Source organism: Mycobacterium sp. E1386 (assembly GCF_001672745.1).
GTDB lineage: Bacteria > Actinomycetota > Actinomycetes > Mycobacteriales > Mycobacteriaceae > Mycobacterium.
This window is the reverse complement of record NZ_LZKH01000012.1, coordinates 1-19,399: the sequence shown is the minus strand read 5'-3', so window position 1 is coordinate 19,399 and position 19,399 is coordinate 1. Positions and strand designations below refer to the sequence as shown.

The 19,399-nt window shown below is 66.9% G+C and carries 19 protein-coding genes; 11 read left to right on the top strand and 8 right to left on the bottom strand.

The features are described from left to right. Window positions 1–109 precede the first annotated feature (109 nt). Together A5709_RS00870 and A5709_RS28295 are read left to right on the top strand one after the other, a co-directional pair. The gene (locus tag A5709_RS00870) at window positions 110–436 is read left to right on the top strand and encodes a hypothetical protein (RefSeq protein ID WP_082953299.1); all 327 of its coding nucleotides are present in this window, start codon (window positions 110–112) and stop codon (window positions 434–436) included. 99 nt (window positions 437–535) lie between these two features. Next, a complete protein-coding gene (locus A5709_RS28295; protein WP_197500957.1) occupies window positions 536–709 on the top strand; it encodes a hypothetical protein in 174 nt (57 codons plus the stop codon). A gap of 23 nt (window positions 710–732) precedes the next feature. Here the strand turns inward: A5709_RS28295 and A5709_RS00860 are convergent, their stop codons facing one another. The 3 genes from A5709_RS00860 to A5709_RS00850 form a co-directional block, all read right to left on the bottom strand. Continuing rightward, the gene (locus A5709_RS00860; protein ID WP_067946969.1) at window positions 733–1,131 is read right to left on the bottom strand and encodes a DUF302 domain-containing protein; all 399 of its coding nucleotides are present in this window, start codon (window positions 1,129–1,131) and stop codon (window positions 733–735) included. Window positions 1,132–1,207: 76 nt separating this feature from the next. Then, window positions 1,208–1,801 carry a DsbA family protein gene (locus A5709_RS00855; RefSeq protein WP_067946878.1) on the bottom strand — a complete coding sequence of 198 codons (594 nt, stop codon included), beginning with the start codon at window positions 1,799–1,801 and terminating at the stop codon, window positions 1,208–1,210. Window positions 1,802–1,830: 29 nt separating this feature from the next. Continuing rightward, entirely contained in the window at window positions 1,831–2,115 is a 285-nt protein-coding gene (locus A5709_RS00850; protein WP_067946880.1) for a metal-sensitive transcriptional regulator, read from the bottom strand. A gap of 233 nt (window positions 2,116–2,348) precedes the next feature. On the opposite strand from A5709_RS00850, the gene A5709_RS00845 reads away from it, so the two are divergent. From A5709_RS00845 to ag85C, 7 genes are all read left to right on the top strand, one after another. Then, window positions 2,349–2,780 carry an MmpS family transport accessory protein gene (locus A5709_RS00845; protein WP_068009654.1) on the top strand — a complete coding sequence of 144 codons (432 nt, stop codon included), beginning with the start codon at window positions 2,349–2,351 and terminating at the stop codon, window positions 2,778–2,780. Beyond that, the gene (locus A5709_RS00840; protein WP_067946884.1) at window positions 2,777–5,695 is read left to right on the top strand and encodes an RND family transporter; all 2,919 of its coding nucleotides are present in this window, start codon (window positions 2,777–2,779) and stop codon (window positions 5,693–5,695) included. The genes A5709_RS00845 and A5709_RS00840 overlap by 4 nt, the downstream gene beginning before the upstream one ends. Before the next feature lie 25 nt (window positions 5,696–5,720). Continuing rightward, window positions 5,721–6,218, top strand: a complete 498-nt coding sequence (locus A5709_RS00835) for a metallophosphoesterase (RefSeq protein WP_067946886.1) — start codon at window positions 5,721–5,723, stop codon at window positions 6,216–6,218. Window positions 6,219–6,275: 57 nt separating this feature from the next. Further along, entirely contained in the window at window positions 6,276–6,737 is a 462-nt protein-coding gene (locus tag A5709_RS00830; RefSeq protein WP_067946888.1) for a MarR family winged helix-turn-helix transcriptional regulator, read from the top strand. Further along, entirely contained in the window at window positions 6,734–7,549 is an 816-nt protein-coding gene (locus tag A5709_RS00825; protein WP_067946890.1) for an ATP-binding cassette domain-containing protein, read from the top strand. Before A5709_RS00830 ends, A5709_RS00825 begins: the two co-directional genes overlap by 4 nt. Continuing rightward, window positions 7,539–8,357, top strand: coding sequence for an ABC transporter permease (locus A5709_RS00820; protein ID WP_067946971.1), 819 nt, complete (start codon window positions 7,539–7,541; stop codon window positions 8,355–8,357). Before A5709_RS00825 ends, A5709_RS00820 begins: the two co-directional genes overlap by 11 nt. 235 nt (window positions 8,358–8,592) lie before the next feature. After that, window positions 8,593–9,633, top strand: a complete 1,041-nt coding sequence (gene ag85C, locus A5709_RS00815) for a diacylglycerol acyltransferase/mycolyltransferase Ag85C (protein WP_067946892.1) — start codon at window positions 8,593–8,595, stop codon at window positions 9,631–9,633. Between the two features lie 37 nt (window positions 9,634–9,670). On the opposite strand, the gene A5709_RS00810 is transcribed toward ag85C, so the two are convergent. The 4 genes from A5709_RS00810 to A5709_RS00795 all read right to left on the bottom strand — a co-directional run bounded on the left by A5709_RS00810 (window position 9,671) and on the right by A5709_RS00795 (window position 14,744). Next, on the bottom strand, window positions 9,671–10,381 hold the full coding sequence (locus A5709_RS00810; protein WP_067946894.1) for a YoaK family protein: 711 nt from the start codon (window positions 10,379–10,381) through the stop codon (window positions 9,671–9,673). A 64-nt stretch (window positions 10,382–10,445) separates the two neighbouring features. Then, a complete protein-coding gene (locus A5709_RS00805) occupies window positions 10,446–11,795 on the bottom strand; it encodes a phosphotransferase (RefSeq protein WP_067946896.1) in 1,350 nt (449 codons plus the stop codon). Further along, window positions 11,792–13,576, bottom strand: coding sequence for a maltose alpha-D-glucosyltransferase (gene treS, locus A5709_RS00800; RefSeq protein ID WP_068117331.1), 1,785 nt, complete (start codon window positions 13,574–13,576; stop codon window positions 11,792–11,794). The genes A5709_RS00805 and treS overlap by 4 nt, the downstream gene beginning before the upstream one ends. A gap of 121 nt (window positions 13,577–13,697) precedes the next feature. Continuing rightward, window positions 13,698–14,744 carry a S1C family serine protease gene (locus A5709_RS00795; RefSeq protein WP_067946898.1) on the bottom strand — a complete coding sequence of 349 codons (1,047 nt, stop codon included), beginning with the start codon at window positions 14,742–14,744 and terminating at the stop codon, window positions 13,698–13,700. 139 nt (window positions 14,745–14,883) lie between these two features. On the opposite strand from A5709_RS00795, the gene A5709_RS00790 reads away from it, so the two are divergent. Both A5709_RS00790 and A5709_RS00785 read left to right on the top strand, forming a co-directional pair. Continuing rightward, complete coding sequence (locus A5709_RS00790; RefSeq protein ID WP_067946900.1) at window positions 14,884–15,300, top strand: TIGR03668 family PPOX class F420-dependent oxidoreductase; 417 nt, start codon at window positions 14,884–14,886, stop codon at window positions 15,298–15,300. A 165-nt stretch (window positions 15,301–15,465) separates the two neighbouring features. Continuing rightward, window positions 15,466–17,625: an elongation factor G-like protein EF-G2 gene (locus tag A5709_RS00785; protein WP_068117302.1), complete on the top strand. Its 2,160-nt coding sequence runs from the start codon at window positions 15,466–15,468 to the stop codon at window positions 17,623–17,625. Between the two features lie 4 nt (window positions 17,626–17,629). Here the strand turns inward: A5709_RS00785 and A5709_RS00780 are convergent, their stop codons facing one another. Then, a complete protein-coding gene (locus A5709_RS00780) occupies window positions 17,630–19,195 on the bottom strand; it encodes a FadD7 family fatty acid--CoA ligase (RefSeq protein ID WP_067946903.1) in 1,566 nt (521 codons plus the stop codon). Between the last annotated feature and the right edge of the window lie 204 nt (window positions 19,196–19,399).

Here is a 19,399-nt window from a genome sequence, read left to right as displayed (position 1 = left end):
CGGCATCGCCGTTCGGCCCGTCGAGTCTGCCGCGAGAACCGGAATTCGTTTCACGGTGATCGCCCGGGGAAGCCCTGTGTGCACACGCAACAACCCGAAGGGGAACGGCATGACCGAACGCAAGAAGCGCGCGATCGAATCGGAGGCGCATGGGTCACGAACGCGCGTCACCGCCGCGGAAGACGACTGGACGTCCCGGCGGCCCTCGGAACGAATCCGTGAAGCCGCATTCACGCGTCTGAACGTTCCGATCATCGGGCAGGTGCGGGTGCCGCACCCCGACCATCTCGCCTTCTATGGTGGATTGGCCGCACTCGCGGCGCTTCAGATCCTCGAGTGGCCCATGGCCCTGGTGCTCGGCGCCGGCCAGGCGCTGGCAGAAAGCCAACACAACCGCGTCGTCCGCGGATTCGGCGACGCCTTGGGCGAGGCTTGACCGATCCTGCGGGAAGTCGACAGCGCAGTGCACGCTGGTTTGGCGGCGCATGCACTGGGAACCCCGTCGGAAGTCAAGACCCGCACCGGAAGGAAGCAAATGGGAGAGCCGAAGGGCCACAAGACGGAGTCCGACGTCGAACCGGAGGCTCACGAGTCACGGTCACGCGCCGCGGCCGGCGAGGCCGACGGCTCGTACGTAGGAGCGGCCGGCTCGGACGATTCTTTCGATGCCGGGGAATCGGGTGCCGAAGCGCGGAGCCAGCAGGGCTGACTCCCGACCCCTCCGCGGACCGGTTACCGGAGTGCGCCGATCGCGGCCTGCAATTTGGTGGTGGCCTGATCCGCAACCTCCTGCAGGGCGCCCTGCTCGCCTGTCACCCGGACCATGAGTTGGGGATCCATGGCTTCGACCAGAACCGCGTCGTTTTCGGCGGGGTCGGTTCGCACCACGACGTTGCACGGCAATAATTGGCCGATCTGGCGGTGAATGCCCAGCGCGCGATGCGCCAACACCGGGTTACAGGCACCCAGGATCACATAGTCCTCCATGTCCTCCCCGAGCTTGTTCTTCAGGGTGGCCTTGACGTCGATAGTGGTCAGCACTCCGAAGCCCTGTTCGGCCAGAGCCTTAGTGGTCTGTTCCACCGCGTCCTCAAACGAGGTGTGCAATGTGGCGCTCAATCCTGATGTCATTTCTTCCTCCTCGGTGTTTCGATCTACCCGGAATTTCATTCGGCGCTAGGGCGATTCGCGCCCGGCGCGGTCACAACTAACCCGCGGCGCGCGGGCGCTGCAGCTGGCTGAATTCGGCAGTCGCGGCCAAAGTCGTGACCGCGTCGAAGAGTGCGATCGAGGCTGCCGGGTCGGGTAACGCCGTGAGGACCGGACCGAAGAACGCGTGCCCGTCGATGCGCAAAATCGGACTGCCCCCGGTTTCCCCGAGCGCATCCTGTCCCGCCCGGTGCGCTTGCCGCACGAGTCCGTCTAGGGATTCATCCCCGATTGCCGCGGCGGTGGTGTCGCGCGCGCCCACAGTGGCCAAAACGTGGGCGACCAGATCGTCGTCGAGCGGTTCGGAGCGGTCGAAGTACCGCTCACCGAAGGCGAAGTACGCGTCGGCCCACCCGGGGGCGCCCTTTTCGCGCGCTATAGCGGCCATCAGCCGGCCTACGTGTTGCGAGTCGCGCATGCGGGCCTGCTGAGGTGGCGGCAGTTCTCGTCCCTCGTTGAGCACCGCCAGATTCATCAGTTGCCAATCGACGGCAATGCCGGTCTTCTCGGCGACGGCGCGCAACCATCGTGCGGTGTTCCACGAAAACGGGCACACCGGGTCCAACCACAGGGTCACCCTCGTCGGTTCCATTGGTCTTCCCCTCTCGTCAAGGCCGGCCGTCAGGCCAGGCTCAGGAACAGCTTCTCCAGCTCATCGATCGACACGGCCGGCCCGTCGGTGGGACTACCCTCCGGTCGGGCGATGCAGTCGCGCAGCCCCGAGGCAATGATCTTGAAGCCGGCGCGATCCAGTGCCCGCGACACCGCGGCCAGTTGGGTGACGACGTCCTTACAACTGCGGCCCTGCTCGATCATCGCGATGACGCCCCCGAGCTGACCGTGCGCGCGACGCAGTCGGGCCAGGACGGCATCCATGTCGCCGGGGTCGTGAACTTCGTTAGCCATGACTCCTTCATACCATACCCTCGGGGGTATACATGGCGCGTTGGCCGATACCCCACCGGGTATGGTACTAATTGCGCTGGGTTCAAGTCGCGACTCGCGGGTACCAGTCACGCGATCACGTGCGGCGTGTGCCCGCTGGCCCTCAACTGCGGGCCAAACGGCCCTATTCGCCGCGGCGACGCGGGCTGAGACTCCGTACCAGAACGACCAGGTCACGAGGGAAGGAAACGGCAGTGTCCACGTTTCTCAGACGGGCGTGGGTGCCGCTGGTCGTCGTGACGGCAGTCGCTCTCGGTGGCATCGCCGTCGAGCGGCTCCGCGGCGTCTTCGGCTCCGACGCGATCTTCACCGCGACGGGCCGCAGCGCCGAACCACTCGAAGCCTCGCACATCAAGCAGGTGACCTACGAGGTCTACGGCCCAAGTGACACAACGGGAACCGTGAGCTACCTAGACAACAACGCGCGGCCGGAACAGGCGAACTTCACCGCTCTGCCGTGGACCTTCACGGTGACCACAACGGTGCCGGCCGTGATCGCCAGCCTGGTGGCACAGGGCAACAGCGACGACATCGGATGCCGCATCACCGTCAACGGCGTGGTCAAGGACCAGCGCTCCTCGGCCGGGCGCCACGCCCAAACTTCCTGTCTGGTGAAGGCCGCATGAACACCGAAACCGAAGCCCGTCCGAAATTCATGCGGTTCGTCCGCAAGTTCGCCTGGCCCATCATCATCGGCTGGCTACTACTCACCGTCGCCCTGAACGTGCTCGTGCCGCCGATCGAGTCGGTCGCGCGGAACCACGCGGTGACCATGTCGCCCCAGGACGCTCCGGCGATGATCGCCGCCAAGCGCATCGGCGCGACCTTCCACGAGTCCGACTCCGACAGCATCGCGATGATCGTCCTGGAGAGCGACAGACCGCTCGGCGACGAGGCGCACCGCTATTACGACGGCTTGGTGAACAAGCTGCAGGCCGACCCCAAGCACGTGCAGCACGTCCAGAACGTCTGGGGCGATCCGCTCACCGCCGCCGGTGTCCAGAGCCGCGACGGCAAGGCCGCCTACGTCCAACTCAACCTGGCCGGCAACCAGGGCAGCACCCTGGGCAACCAGTCAGTCGACGCGGTGCGGAAGATCGTCGACAAGTCAGAGCCCCCCAAGGGACTCAGGGTCTACGTCACCGGTCCGGCCCCCTTGACCACGGACATGAACGAGGCCGCCGACAAGAGCATGTTCAAGATGATGGGCGTCACCGGTGTGGTCATCATGATCATGCTGTTCATCGCCTATCGTTCGGTCAGCACCGTCCTTCTGGTCCTGGTCATGGTCGGTTTCGAAATGGGCACGGCGCGGGGGCTCGTCGCGCTGCTTGGAAACAACGAGCTGTTGGGATTCTCGACGTTCGTCGTTGCGATGCTGTCCTCGTTGGCCATCGCGGCGGGCACGGACTACGCGATCTTCCTCATCGGCCGCTACCAGGAGGCGCGTCAGGCCGGTCAAGACCGAGAAACCGCCTACTACACCATGTTTCGCGGGACCTCGCACATCATCCTGGGCTCGGGGTTGACGATCGCAGGCGCCACGTTGTGCCTTCACCTGGCGCGCCTGTCGTACTTTCGGGCGCTGGGCATCCCGTCCGCCTTGGGCCTGCTCGTCGTCGTGGCCGGAGCGATGACCGCGGCCCCAGCCGTCGTCGCGGTGGCCACCCGGTTCGGCTTGCTCGACCCGAGACGGATGATCAAGACGCGCGGTTGGCGGCGGGTCGGCACCGCCACCGTGCGCTGGCCCGGCCCCGTCTTCGCGGCGTCGCTCGTCATCGCGATCGTCGGGATCCTCATCATGCCGAGCATGAAGGTCAGCTACAACGACCGCTTCTACATACCCCACGGTCTCCCGTCGAGCGTCGGCTACGCGGCCGCGGAGCGCCATTTCAGCGCCGCCACAATGAATCCCGACATCCTCATGATCGAAAGCGATCACGACATGCGGAACGGCGGCGACATGATCATCCTCGACAGGCTAGCCAAAGACATCTTTCGCGCACCCGGAATCGCGATGGTGCAGAGCATCACCCGGCCATTGGGCGGCCCGATCGAACACACCTCCATACCGTTCCAGATCAGCGCCCAGTCGATCCCGATCCAGCAGAACCTGCAATTCATGCGGGACCGCACCGACGACATGCTCAAGATGAGCGACGACCTCGGCGCCATGATCGTCTCGATGCGGCGGATGCAGGACCTGGTCGGGCAGATGAGCGGCGCGACGCATCACATGGTCGGCGACATGCACGAGATGCAGGCCACGCTGGACGAGATGCGTGACCACCTTGCGGATTTCGACGATTTCGCCCGCCCGTTCCGCGGCTATCTGTATTGGGAACAGCACTGTTTCAACATCCCCGTGTGCTGGGCCGCGAGGTCGGTGTTCGAGGCGATCGATGGTGTGGACAAGTTCAGCGAGAACATGCGCACGCTGATCAATGACGTGAACAACGTCGACGCGATATTGCCCCAGATGCTCGCCGAGTTCCCGCCGATCATCGCCGTCGCCCAGTCGATGCAGGGCACTCTGCTCACGATGCACAGCAGCTTCTCCGGTCTGGTCACCCAAATGGCGCAGATGACCGACACGGCCAGCGCGATGGGTCAGGCATTCGACGCGTCCCGCAGCGGCGACTACTTCTACCTGCCCCCGGAAGCGTTCCAGAATCCCGACTTTCAGCGTGGCCTGAAGCTGTTCCTGTCGCCGGACGGCAAGGCCGCGCGCTTCATCATCACCCACGACGCGGACCCGGCAACGCCGGCGGGCATTTCGGCGGTCATGCCGGAACTGGCCGCCGCGCATCAAGCGGTGAAGGGTACGACGCTGACGGGCGCCAAGTTCTATCTCGCGGGCACGGCGGCCATCTACCGTGACATCCAGTCGGGCTCCCACTACGACCTGCTGATCGTGGGGCTCGCGGCGCTGACGCTGATCTTCGTCGTGATGCTGATCATCACGCGTGCCCTGGTCGCATCCCTGGTGATCGTCGGCACGGTGCTGCTCTCGCTGGGTGCCGCCTTCGGGCTGTCGGTGTTGGTGTGGCAACACCTGTTGGGCCTCGAATTGAACTGGATCGCACCGGTATTCGGCCTGATCATTCTGCTGGCGGTCGGATCCGACTACAACCTGCTGCTGGTTTCCCGGTTCCAGGAGGAGATCGGCGCCGGACTGAAGACCGGCATCATCCGCTCGATGGGCGGGACGGGTGGCGTGGTCACCTCCGCGGGTCTGGTCTTCGCCTTCACCATGATGTCGATGGTCGCCAGCGACCTGCGCTCGATCGGCCAGGCCGGCAGCACGATCGGTCTCGGGCTGCTGTTCGACACGTTGATCGTGCGCTCGCTGATGACGCCGTCGATCGCGGCACTGCTGGGGCGTTGGTTCTGGTGGCCGATGCGGGTGCGGCCCCGCCCCGCCAGCGAAATGCTGCGGCCCTTCGGGCCCCGCCGCCTCGTTCGTTCGCTTCTTCTCGGCGAGGAAGCCGACGCGCCAATCACCAAGCCCGAAAAAGCGATGGCGTCCACGGCGAGGTAACGACCAGGGACGGCAAGATGGGGTTGTGCGGCTGCTGCTGATATCCGATACCCACGTCCCCAAGCGCGCCCGCGACCTGCCCCCACGGGTTTGGGATGAGGTGGACGCGGCCGACGTGGTCGTGCACGCCGGTGATTGGGTGGCGCCCGCGCTGCTCGACGAACTCGAAACCAGGTCGGCGCGGCTGGTGGCCTGCTGGGGCAACAACGACGGGCCGGCCCTGCGGGCGAGGCTGCCGGAACGGGCGGACGTGACGCTGGCGGGTGTGCGATTCACGGTCGTGCACGAGACCGGTGCGGCGACGGGCCGCGAGGCCCGGATGTCGCGGTTGTATCCGGGCACCCAGGTCCTGGTGTTCGGGCACAGCCACATCCCCTGGGACACCCGCTCCGACACCGGCCTGCGCCTGCTCAATCCGGGCTCGCCGACGGATCGGCGCCGCCAGCCGTTCTGCACCTACATGACCGCCGACGTCGCCGACGGGACCCTCGCCGACGTGGTCCTGCATCGCCTTACGAAGTAACGGGTACTTACCTGCTGCACAGCCTCCACACATAGATAGCTCGGCTACAGAGGTATTATGGGCAAGGTGAAGTCAAGTACCGACGTGGTCACCGAGGTGTTTCGCGTCGTCGGCAGATTCCGTCGGCAACTCCGGCGGTCAGCCGGCCGCGGCTTCGATTCGTCGCGGCTGACCGAGTCGCAGTCCGAGCTGCTGTGGCTGGTGGGCAGGCGGCCGGGTATTTCGGTCAACGCCGCCGCCGCCGAACTCGGCCTGGCGCCCAACACCGCTTCCACCCTGGTCTCCAAGCTGGTATCCGGCGGGTTGCTGATGCGCACCGTCGGGGACACGGACCGCCGGGTCGGCCGGCTACACCTCGCCGAGCCCGCCCAGCAGATCGTCGACACGTCCCGGGCAGCGCGTCGAGCGGTGCTGGCCGAGGTGCTCGCCGAACTCGACGACGACCAAATCGAGTCTTTGACAAGAGGATTGGAGGTCATTGAGATGATGACCCAGACACTGCAGGAGCGACGGCCATGAGCGCAGCACTGCCGATGGCGATCGATGCCAAAGGCCTGACCTATCGGTACGGCCAGTTCACCGCCGTCAACGACGTGACGTTGCAGGTGCGGCCGGGTGAAACCATGGGCCTGCTCGGTCCCAACGGGGCCGGGAAGACGACCATGGTCCGGATGCTCACCACGCTGGCGCCGGTGCAGCAGGGTGAACTGCGCATCTTCGGGTTGGACGCCCGCCGCCAAACCACCGACATTCGCAGCAACATCGGCTATGTGCCGCAACAACTCTCGATCGAGCCCGCATTGACCGGCCGGCAGAATGTCGAATGGTTCGCGCGGCTCTACGGTGTGCCCCGGGCCGCGCGCTCCGATCGGGTCGGGCAGGCGCTGGACGCCATGGACCTGCTTGACGTTGCCGACCGGCTGGCCTCCGCCTATTCCGGCGGCATGGTCCGCCGACTCGAGGTGGCGCAGGCGCTCGTGAACCGCCCGTCGCTGCTGGTTCTCGACGAACCGACCGTCGGGCTGGACCCGATTGCGCGCGACGGCGTCTGGACACAGGTGCAGAAGATGCAGGCGCAGTTCGGGATGACCGTGCTGCTGACCACCCACTACATGGAAGAGGCCGACGCGTTGTGCGATCGCGTCGCACTGATGCACCAGGGTGAGTTGCGGGCGGTGGGCACGCCCGCCAAGTTGAAGTCGACGGTGTCGCCCCGCGCGACCCTCGAGGACGTGTTCCGCCACTATGCCGCCTCGGACTTGGCGGACGAGCCGGCCGAACCGTTCCGTGAAATCCGTTCTGCCAGAAAGGTTGCGCGCCGTGTCGGTTGATAGTGCCATGCCGGGCACCCTGGTCCGCGCGCCGCGCGGTTGGCAACGGGTCGGTGCCGTGTCGAGCCGCATCGGCGCGTTCGCGATCGTCGAACTGCAGAAGCTGCAGCACGACAGGACCGAGCTCGTCACCCGGATGGTGCAGCCGGCGCTGTGGCTGCTGATTTTCGGCACCACCTTCAGCCACCTGCACGTCATCCAGACCGGATCGGTGTCCTACCTAGCCTTCCTGGCGCCCGGGATCATCGCCCAGTCGGCGCTGTTCATCTCGATCTTCTATGGGATACAGATCATTTGGGATCGAGACGCGGGCGTCCTGGCCAAGCTGATGGTGACGCCGGCACCCGCGTCGGCGCTGATCACCGGCAAGGCGTTTGCGGCCGGGGTGCGCTCGGTTGCTCAGGTGGTCGGCGTGATGGCGTTGGCGTATCTGATGAATGTCGGCCTGACGGCCAACCCGCTGCGGATTCTGGCGGCGATGGCCGTCGTCATGCTCGGTGCCGCGTTCTTCGCCTGCCTGTCGATGACGCTGGCCGGCCTGGTGCGTAATCGCGATCGCCTGATGGGAATCGGCCAGGCGATCACGATGCCGCTGTTCTTCGCCTCCAACGCGTTGTACCCGGTCGACGTGATGCCGAGGTGGCTGCACGTGCTGAGCAGGGTCAACCCGCTCAGCTACGAGGTCAACGCCCTACGGGGGCTGCTCATCGGCACGCCATTCAACGCGGTGGACCTCGTCGTGCTGGTGGTTGCCGCGGTGCTCGGAATCGCCGCGGCGTCAACGTTATTGCGCCGACTCGTCGCCTAGGGAAGGCGTCCGGCGCTAGCCGATGTGCCGCCCGTTGGGAAGGTCGGCGTTCGGTTCCGATAGCCAATCGTTATCCAACGGTGACGATTCCGGCCTGACTCCCAATCGTTAGCCAACCGCGATGTGAAGCTCCGGCCGTGACAGGCGAATCGAGCCCTCCCCACGTGTTTCACTGCCCAGCGAACAGATTCGACCGCCGCACATGGCAGATGAAAGTTGGGATGGGTAGAGAGCTATGAAGTTCTTCGAAGAGTTGCGGAAGTTGCGTGGCGCCGCGGCGACCATGCCGCGCCAGCTGGCGGTCGCGGCTGTGGGGGCTGCCCTGGTGTCCGGCCTCGTCACCGCCGCAGGCGGCGCGGCCACCGCGGGGGCGTTCTCGAAGCCGGGGCTGCCGGTGGAGTACCTGGAGGTGCCGTCACCGTCGATGGGCCGCAACATCAAGGTTCAGTTCGAGGGCGGCGGACCGCACGCGGTGTACCTGCTCGACGGCCTGCGGGCCCAGGACGACTACAACGGCTGGGACATCAACACCCCCGCCTTCGAGGAGTTCTACCAATCCGGCCTGTCGGTGGTGATGCCGGTCGGCGGGCAGTCCAGCTTCTACACCAACTGGTACCAGCCGTCGTCGGGCAACGGTCAGAACTACACCTACAAGTGGGAGACGTTCCTGACCCAGGAGATGCCGCTGTGGCTGCAGGCCAACAAGCAGATCTCCCCGGCCGGCAACGCCGCGGTGGGCCTGTCGATGTCGGGCGGCTCCGCCCTGATCCTGGCCGCGTACTACCCGCAGCAATTCCCTTACGCCGCTTCGCTTTCGGGCTTCCTCAACCCGTCCGAGGGCTGGTGGCCGACGCTGATCGGGCTGGCGATGAACGACTCGGGTGGCTACAACGCCAACAGCATGTGGGGACCGTCCACTGACCCGGCGTGGAAGCGCAACGACCCGATGCTGCAGATTCCGCGGCTGGTCGCCAACAACACCCGGATCTGGGTCTACTGCGGCAACGGGACCCCCAGCGACCTCGGCGGCGACAACATGCCGGCCAAGTTCCTGGAAGGCCTCACGCTGCGCACCAACCAGCAGTTCCAGAACACCTACGCGGCCGCGGGCGGACGCAACGGGACGTTCAACTTCCCGGCCAACGGGACGCACTCGTGGCCCTACTGGAACCAGCAATTGCTCGCGATGAAGCCCGACATCCAGCAGGTGCTGCTGGCCAGCAACACCACGGCCCAGCCGGCGCAACCGGCGCAGCCGGCACAGCCAGCCGCCTGACCCCCGACCAGCATCGGCAGTAGCGCACCGGTCAGCGCTACTGCCGATGCTTTTTGTCGGACCGTTGCATCAACAGAGCGCGCCGGTCCTGGTGAAAGTAGGTGTACCCGGTCGTTACCGCACAAAGGGACGTGGCCATCACCAGCATCCAGGTCCCGTTGACGACCACGCTGATGAAGCCGCCCACCGCCGCGCCCACGACAAAGCTGGCCAACAGCAGGAAGTAACCGAGCCAGTCCGAGACGCTTCCACCACCAGCGATGTGACGCTCGATGCCCTGGCCCATCTTGACGGTCGTGCCGGTCACATAGCTCAACGGCACCGAAACCTCACCATCTTTGACAAAAGAGGTGTTCAACGCCCCGGTGCCGAACGCCAGCAGCATCATCGGCAAGAAATCGACGAGATTCTCTTCCCAGCCCTCATCAAGGACGTCGACCACGGTGGCGGCCGCCAGACTGAAGGTGGTCAGCACCGTCGGGCCGTGCGGATGGTCCACCCAGAAAAATCGCCGGCACAGTGACGCAACGATCACGCCGACGACGAACGCCGCAATGAGCAGCCCCGCGCTTGCGGCTAGCCAGCCTTGCCCGGTGAAGTACCCGAGCACGGCACGTTGGGCGTTGCCGGTGATGAAAACCACGAAATAGCCCGCGGAGTGGGTGAAGGAGATCGCGCCGACCACACCGGCCAACACCGCCAGCACCCACGACAACCGCGCTTCGCTATTGAAGGTTTCGCTCGCCACGCTGACATGCTGTCAGAAGCTCGCCGCCCCCGCAGGGCACGCATAGCGAACTCCTATCTCGCACCTACGAGCCGGTGAGCCGGGCGATGGAGCGCAGCGGGATCGGCAGCCAGCCGGGCCGGTGTCGCGCCTCGTATCCGGCCTCGTACACGGCCTTGTCGAGCTCGTAAGCGGCCAGCAGCTCGGCCGAATCGCGGGGGTCGGTGCCCGACGCGGCGGCGTAACCCTCGCAGAAAGCGGTCCGGTTGCGTTCGACCCACTCCCGGGCGCGGGCGGCCAGTTGCTTGTCGGCCGCCTGGTCCACCAGGGGCCCGTACGCGGCGTATTCGAAGGACCGCAGCACGCCCGCCACGTCGCGCAACGGTGAATCCGGCGCCCGGCGCTCATCGAGTGGCTGCCCCGGTTCGCCCTCGAAGTCGATGAGCAGCCAGCTTTCGGGCGTGCGCAGCACCTGCCCGAGGTGCAGGTCGCCGTGTACCCGCTGGACGGTGATCGTCTGGTCCGCGAGCTTGGCGAATCGCTCCTCGATGGTTGCCGCGTACTCCTGCAGCTCGGGCACCTTCGCCACGGTCGACGACAGCCGTCCTAGCACGGTGTCGACCGGGAAGGCCGACTGCGCCGTTCCGAGGGACTCGGCCAGCGTGGCGTGCACGGACGCCACGGCCTCGCCGAGCCGGCAGGATTCGCCGGCAAAGTCACCGCCGACTTCGTGGGCATACAGGTCACCTTCCGCGAACAGGTCGCGAACGCTGGCGGTGGCCATCGCCCACCCTTCGGCCGCGTTGGACGCGAACTCGGTCACCATGCCGAGCGGCCAGGCTTCATCGGCCGTCCCGTCCGGGGCGGCCATCTCGTAGGTGCCGAGCAGCCGGGCCACGTGCGGATTACCCGCGCGGGCCAGCACCCGGTTCAGTTCGATGTCCGGGTTGATGCCGCTGCTGACGCGACGGAACGCCTTGAAGATCGCTTCCCGGTCGAAGATCACGCTGGTATTGCTCTGTTCGGCGTCGGACACATGCGGCATCGCCTCCAGCGGCAGCACCGCGTCGGGTTCCTTGTCGAACCTCACTTCGGTGCCCGACGCGGCCCGAACGCCCGACGAATCGATCAGCGACAGCAGAAACTGCGGCGCCTCGGTGTCGTACAGGCCGTCGAATCCGGTGCGGTCACCGGCGGCGCCGATGGTGGCCACGGTGCTGTACTCGGAGACCGGCGCGGTATCCCACCGCACGACCACCTGGTAACGCTCGGACGAGCCGTCGGCGTACTGGGCGTCGACCAGCACCAGGTCGAGGTCCTCCCGCAGCGGGACGACCACGGCGGCCTCGGCGGAGGTCAGTTCTCGATTGCGCCCGGCGTACCACCGCTGCTGTGGGAGCCAGTCCGACCAGGGCAATTTGGCTGGCTCAGTCATGTGCGCCGCTCCTCTTCATCCTCACATGCGGTCAGCTGGAACCAGTAGAACCCGTGCCCAGGCAACGTCAGCAGGTAGGGCAGGTGCCCGATCCGCGGAAATTCGACGTGCCCGGTCAGTTCCACCGGTGTGCAACCGCTCCAGTGCTGCAGATTCAATTCGATCGGCTGAGGGAACCGCGACAGGTTGTTGACGCACAACACCGTGTCGCCCCCGTTGGGCGCCTGGCGCACGAACGCCAGCACCGACGGGTTGGAGCCACCGAGCTCCTCGAATGTGCCGATCGCGAAGGCCTCGTGGCGACGCCGCACCGCCAACATCACGCGGGTGAAGTTCAGCAGCGACGTGGACGTGTCGCGTTGGGCCTCGACGTTGACGGCCTGATAGCCATAGACCGAGTCCTGGCTGGCCGGCAGGTAGAGCCGGCCCGGGTTGGCCTTGGAGAACCCGGCGTTGCGGTCCGGCGTCCACTGCATCGGGGTGCGCACACCGTCGCGATCACCCAGCCAGATGACGTCGCCCATGCCGATCTCGTCGCCGTAGTACAGCACCGGCGATCCGGGCAGCGACAGGAGCAGCGCGGTGAACAGCTCGATTTGGTTGCGGTCGTTGTCGAGCAGCGGTGCCAGCCGGCGCCGGATCCCTACGTTCGCCTTCATCCGGGGATCCTTGGCGTACTCGGAGTACATGTAGTCACGTTCCTCGTCCGTGACCATCTCCAGCGTCAACTCGTCGTGGTTGCGCAGGAAGATTCCCCATTGCGCCATGTCGGGAATTTCCGGCGTCTGCGCCAGGATCTCCGAGATCGGAATGCGCGACTCCCGGCGGACCGCCATGAAGATGCGCGGCATCAGCGGGAAGTGGAACGCCATGTGGCATTCGTCGCCGCCGGTGCTGGTGTCGCCGAAGTACTCGACCACATCGGCCGGCCACTGGTTGGCCTCGGCCAGCAGCACGCGGCCCGGGAACTCGTCGTCGATGACCTTACGGACACGCTTGAGGAAGGCGTGCGTCTCGGGCAGGTTCTCGCAGTTGGTGCCCTCCCGTTCGAACAGGTAGGGCACCGCGTCCAGGCGGAACCCGTCGATACCCAGGCCGAGCCAGAAGCGCAGCACGTCGATCATGGCTTCCTGCACGGCCGGGTTTTCGTAGTTCAGGTCCGGCTGGTGCGAGAAGAACCGGTGCCAATAGAACTGTTTGCGCACCGGGTCGAAGGTCCAATTGGACTCCTCGGTGTCGACGAAGATGATTCGGGCGTCGGTGTACTTCTCGCTGGTGTCGCTCCACACGTAGAAGTCGCCGTACGGGCCGTCCGGGTCGTGCCGCGACTCCTGGAACCAGGGGTGCGAATCCGAGGTGTGGTTCATGACCAGATCGGTGATGACCCGGATGCCCCGCTCGTGCGCAGCGTTCAGCAGCGCGACGAAATCCTCGACCGTGCCGAACTCGGGCAGCACCTTGTAGAAGTCCCGGATGTCGTAACCGCCGTCGCGCAGCGGCGAGTCGTAGAACGGCGGCAGCCAGATGCAGTCGATGCCCAGCCACTGCAGGTAGTCCAGGCGCCCCAGGAGCCCCCGCAGGTCGCCCGACCCGTCCGCGTTGGCGTCGAAGAATGCCCGCACCAGCACCTCGTAGAAAACGGCGTGCTTGAACCACGTCGGGTCGGTGGGCAGCGCGGCGGCGTTGTCGAAGTCATCGGACTCGGGGTGCTCGACGACACCGCCCTGGACGTGACTGCCCCCTGCGGGATGGTGCTCGACAGCTTCTCTTGCGTCGTTCATCAAATCCACGATGCCACGGGTACCCGAGGCGCGACATTCGGAATCACGCCTACTGACATGTGACGAAACACGCCCGGCGCCAAGAGAATTGGCCACCCGCCGAGCTTCGTCGACATGGGAATCAGGCCGGCGGTCCGTCCGCCAGCGTCACGTTTGTGGTGCGGTCGCCACCCCCGGCCGAGCGATAGCGCACCGTGATGTTGTCGCCGGGGTGGTGCGGAACGAGCACCTCGGTCATCGACGTGGCCCCGGTGATCGCGACGTTGTCAACCCCGGTGATGACGTCGCCGGGGGAGATCCCGGCCGCCGCCGCGGGGCCGCTGGTGACCACGCGCTCGACGCGCGCGCCGTTGCCGTTGCTGTCGGTCACACCCAGCCCGAGGAACGCGGTTGGGCCGATGTGCACGGTGTTCGAGCCGGCGCCCGACCTGATCTGTCCGGCCACGCCCATCGCGTGGCCGATCGGGATGGCAAAGCCCTGTCCGCCCGACATCTTGTAGTTGTCGGTGGCGGCGGTGTTCACGCCGACGACCTGCCCGTCGTTGTTGACCATCGGTCCACCGGAGTCACCGGGCCTGATCGGCGTGTCGGCCTGGATCAGCCCGCCCAGTGATTCGTTGGCGCCGGTCAGGGTGTCGGTCGCCGACACGCTTTGGTTGAGCGCGACGACTTTGCCGGCCACGGCGCTGGGCGTTCCGCCCTGGCCGCCCGCGTTGCCCATCGCCACGACCGGCTGGCCCACCGTGACCCCGCCGCCGATCGCGGCGGTCGGCAGCCCGGCGGCCCCGCGGAGTTGCAGCACCGCGACGTCCTGGCTGCGGTCGTAGCCGACCACGTCCACGGCGTAGGTCTGCCCGTTGCCGACGTCGAACGCGCTGATGTCCGTAGCGCCGGAGATCACGTGATTGTTGGTCAGCACGACCCCGTTGGGGTCGATGACGATGCCGGTCCCGGCCCCCACCGCGTTGTTGTAGCCGAACTTGGTGCTGATGTTGACCACTTGCGGCCCGACCTGGCCGACTAGTGCCGCAGCGTCGATCGGAGCCAGCGGCCGGGTGAACGGCGTCGCGGCCGCCGGCACGGTGCCCAGACCGAGGCCCAGCCCGACCACCGCCAGCACACTGACCAACCATGACCACCAGACCGAGCGGTGGTGCGATTTGCTCATCCGACACCCTTCCTGCTTCGCGGTAACACCAAACTGTCCCGGCCGTGCGGTTCTGGGCGGCACAATTATCTGTATATAACCGTAATGCAGGTAGCTATTCATGGCAGTGGCAAGGCCCCGATCCGCCTAGGCTGACACGGTGGGCGAATTCGACCCCAAGGCCAGCTTCACCCGATCCCCGGTGGCCCGGCTGGCCACGGTCACGCCGGAAGGCCTCCCCCACCTGGTGCCGGTGGTGTTCGCGGTCGCCGACGACTCCCCCGACGTGGTGTACACCGCCGTCGACGCGAAACCCAAGACCACGCGGCGGCTGCGGCGGCTGGCCAACATCGAAGAGAACCCCCTCGTGAGCCTGCTCGTCGACCTTTACGCCGACGATTGGACGCGGCTGTGGTGGGTGCGAGCCGACGGCGCGGCCACCGTCCACGCCCACGGGCCGGTGATGGAGGCCGCATACCGGTTACTGCGCGCCAAATACCCTCAGTATCAATCCGTTCCGTTGGACGGGCCGGTGATCGCGATCGCGGTGCGCCGCTGGTCGAGCTGGCACGCCTGACGACCGACGCTCCCTTCCCCGCCAGACCGACGCAAATGTGGCCCGCCCGTGGCCTTGTGTTGGGCCGCGGTTGGGGGAAAAGTTGCCAGTAGACCCTGTGAGCTAGGACACACCACGCTGGGCGCACCCACCGGCGACGTCACCGGGGAGAACTGGAGGAAGGACATGGCGGACAAGGCGAATGCCTCCCAGGGCGCGGCGGCCGCCCCCACCGCGAACGGTCCCGGCGATGTGCGCAACATCGTCCTCGTGGGGCCCTCGGGCGGCGGCAAGACCACCCTGGTCGAGGCGCTGTTGGTCGCCGGCGGGGTGCTGAACAGAGCGGGTTCCGTCACCGACGGCAGCACGGTATGCGACTACGACGACGCCGAGATCCGCCAACAGCGGTCCGTCGGCGTCGCTGTCGCCTCCCTGGCGCACGACGGCATCAAGATCAATCTGGTCGACACCCCGGGATACGCCGATTTCGTCGGCGAGTTGCGGGCGGGCTTGCGCGCCGCGGACTGCGCGCTTTTCGTGATCGCGGCCAACGAGGGCGTCGACGAACCCACCAAATCGCTGTGGCAGGAATGCGATCAGGTCGGCATGCCCCGCGCCGTGGTGATCACGAAGCTCGACCACGCCCGGGCGAACTACTCCGAGGCGCTGGCCGCCGCGCAGAACGCGTTCGGGGACAAGGTGTTACCGCTTTACCTGCCGACCGGCCTGCCGTCTTGCGAAGGCTTGATCGGGTTACTGTCGCAGACCCGCTACCAATACGCCGACGGCAAGCGGACCATGCAGTCGCCCGATCCATCCGACGCGGACCGGATCGAGGAGGCGCGCGGCACCCTCATCGAAGGCATCATCGAGGAATCCGAGGACGAATCGCTGATGGATCGCTACCTCGGCGGTGAGTCCATCGACGAGGCGGTGCTGATCGAGGACCTGGAGCGGGCCGTCGCCCGGGGGTCGTTCTTCCCGGTGATCCCGGTATGCAGCAGCACCGGCGTCGGCACCCTGGAACTGCTGGAGGTCGCCACGCGCGGATTCCCGTCGCCGATGGAACATCCACTCCCGGAGGTGTTTACGCCGCAGGGCGCCCCGCACGCGACGCTGACCTGCGATGCCGACGCGCCCCTGCTCGCGGAGGTGGTGAAGACGACGTCGGACCCCTACGTCGGAAGGGTCAGCCTGGTCCGGGTGTTCTCCGGGACCATCAGGCCCGACACGACGGTCCATGTGTCGGGCCATTTTGCGTCGTTCTTCGGCGCGGTCAACGGGAACGGCAGCACGCACCCCGACCACGACGAAGACGAGCGCGTCGGAGTCCTGTCCTTCCCGCTCGGCAAGCAGCAGCGCCCCGCACCGGCCGTGGTGGCGGGCGACATTTGCGCGATCGGCAAGCTGAGCCGGGCCGAAACGGGCGACACCCTTTCGGACAAGGCGGAGCCGCTCGTGCTGAAACCGTGGACGATGCCCGAGCCCCTGCTGCCGGTGGCGATCCAGGCGCACGCCAAGACCGACGAGGACAAGCTGTCGGTCGGGCTGGGACGGCTGGCCGCCGAAGACCCGACGCTGCGCATCGAGCAGAACCAGGAAACCCACCAGATCGTGTTGTGGTGCATGGGCGAGGCCCACGCCGGTGTCGTCCTCGACGCGCTGGCCAACCGGTACGGCGTCACGGTCGACACCGTCGAGCTCCGGGTGCCGCTGCGAGAAACGTTCGGCGGCAAAGCAAAAGGCCACGGCCGCCACGTCAAGCAGTCCGGCGGGCACGGTCAATACGCGGTGTGCGATATCGAAGTGGAGCCGCTGCCCGAGGGCTCCGGCTTCGAATTCCTCGACAGGGTGGTCGGCGGGGCGGTGCCGCGGCAATTCATCCCGAGCGTGGAGAAGGGCGTGCGCGCACAGATGGAGAAGGGTGTGCACGCCGGCTACCCGGTGGTCGACATCCGCGTCACGCTGCTCGACGGCAAGGCGCACAGCGTCGACTCCTCGGATTTCGCGTTCCAGATGGCGGGCTCCCTGGCACTGCGCGAGGCGGCCGCGGCGACCAAGGTGAGCCTGCTCGAGCCCATTGACGAGATCTCGGTCCTGGTGCCCGACGATTTCGTGGGCGCGGTGATGGGCGACCTGTCGGGCCGCCGCGGTCGCGTGCTCGGTACCGAGACCGCCGGCCACGAGCGCACACTGGTCAAAGCCGAGGTGCCGCAGGTGGAATTGACGCGCTACGCCATCGACTTGCGCTCACTGGCCCACGGCGCGGCGTCGTTCACCCGGGCCTTCGCCCGCTACGAACCGATGCCGGAAACCGCGGCCAGCCGGGTGAAGGCCACGGTCTGATTCGTCACGCACCGAACCGCTGGGCCACGGCACGGCGATCCAGTGACCCTTTGGCGGTGTGCGGCAGCTCGGTCGCCTGCCGGAAGCTGCCCGGCACCTCGAAAGGGGCCAGCCGGTCGCGGGCGAACGCGGCGAGTTCGTCCGCGGTCGGTGCGGCGGCTCCGCGGGGAACGATCACCGCTGCCACCGTCTCGCCGTACAGCTTGTCGGGAATCCCGAAGACCGCCACCTCCAGCACCCCGGGGTGGCTGCCCAGGACGCCCTCGACGCGTTCCGGGGAGATCTTCTCTCCGCCCCGGTTGATGAGCTCCTTGATGCGGCCGCGGATGATCAGCTCGTCCGTCGCCGACAGCGTTCCCAGGTCGCCGGTGCGCAGCCATCCGTCGGTGAAATTGGCTGCGGTGATTGCCGGGTCGCCGAGGTAGCCCCGGACCACGGTGGGACCGTGCAGCCAGACCTCACCGACCTCCCCCGTGGGCGCGGGCCGGCCGTCGGGCCCGACGATCCTGATTTCCGGCCCGGTCGAGCGGCCGACGAGACCCGGTGTGGCAGCCGGGTTTTCGGTGTGGCCGATTTCTGTTGTGGCGACCTGGTGGGTCGCTTCGGTCATGCCGAAGGCGCACACCACCGGGGCCGAGAACGTGTCCTGCAGGGCCTGCGCCGTTTCGGCGGTGAGGGGGGCACTGCAGCTGCGGATGAACCGCAACGCGGCGTCGCCCGGTCGGTCGGTTTCGGCCCGCTCCAACAGGATCTGGTGAATCGTCGGGACTGCCGTGTACCAGGTGGCGCGCACGGCGCCGATGTCGTCCCAGAAGGTGTGCGCCGAGAACCGTCCCCGCGCGGGAAGCAACACCGCTCCCCCGGACACCAGGGTCCCCAGCAGCGCGGCGAGTAGCCCGTGGCCGTGGTAGAGCGGCATCACCGCCACCGTGGCGTCCCTGGGACCGAGCCCGTATCCGTCGATGATGGCCCGCACCGAGGCGGCGATGTTGGCGCGGGTCCAGGGGACCATCTTCGGCACCCCGGTGGTGCCGCCGGTGAACATGATCATGGCGTCGTCTGCGCGCAGCCCCTCCGGCGTCGAAAAGTGTTGTGCCGGAGCGCTGGTCACGTCCAGGCGCACCGCTGGGACGCCGAGTGTCACCGCGAGCGGCCACCACGGCGGAGCCGGTTCCCCTTGATCGATCGGCGCGTCGCCGTCGATGAGCACCGCCCGCGCCCCGACCGCCTCGCTGCGGGCCCGCTGGTCGGCGACCGGAAGGGCCGGGTCCAGCGGGACCGCGACCAGGTCGGCCCGCGAGGCCGCCAACAGTCCGACGACGAATTCCGCGTTGCTCCCCGAGCGCAGCGCGACGCGATCGCCGGGCCGCAGCCCGGCCCGCTTCAGCTGCGCGGCCAGGTCGTCGGCCAGCCGGAGCAGATCGTGGTAGCTGACCGGTACCCGGTCGGAGGTGGCGACAAGCGCGGGAGCGGCCGGTGACCGGCGTGCCGCCTCCTCGACCAGGTCGGCGATGCGTGGGCCCGGTGTCTCCGCCGTGGCGTGGCCGCCGATGATCGCCTCAGATTTCATCGCCGCACTCCTTCTCTCTTGGTCATCACCTGCTCGAACCATGCCGGGTGGCCGCTCCGTGCGTCCAATATCGATTCACTCACGACCGATAACCGTTGGCTATCGACGCTGGGAACCCGGCTGGCCAGCGGCGATAGACGGCGTGAATCGCTGCATAGCGGCTCGGTCTTGGACACCCGCCGGGCGGCCGCGCCACAGTATGGC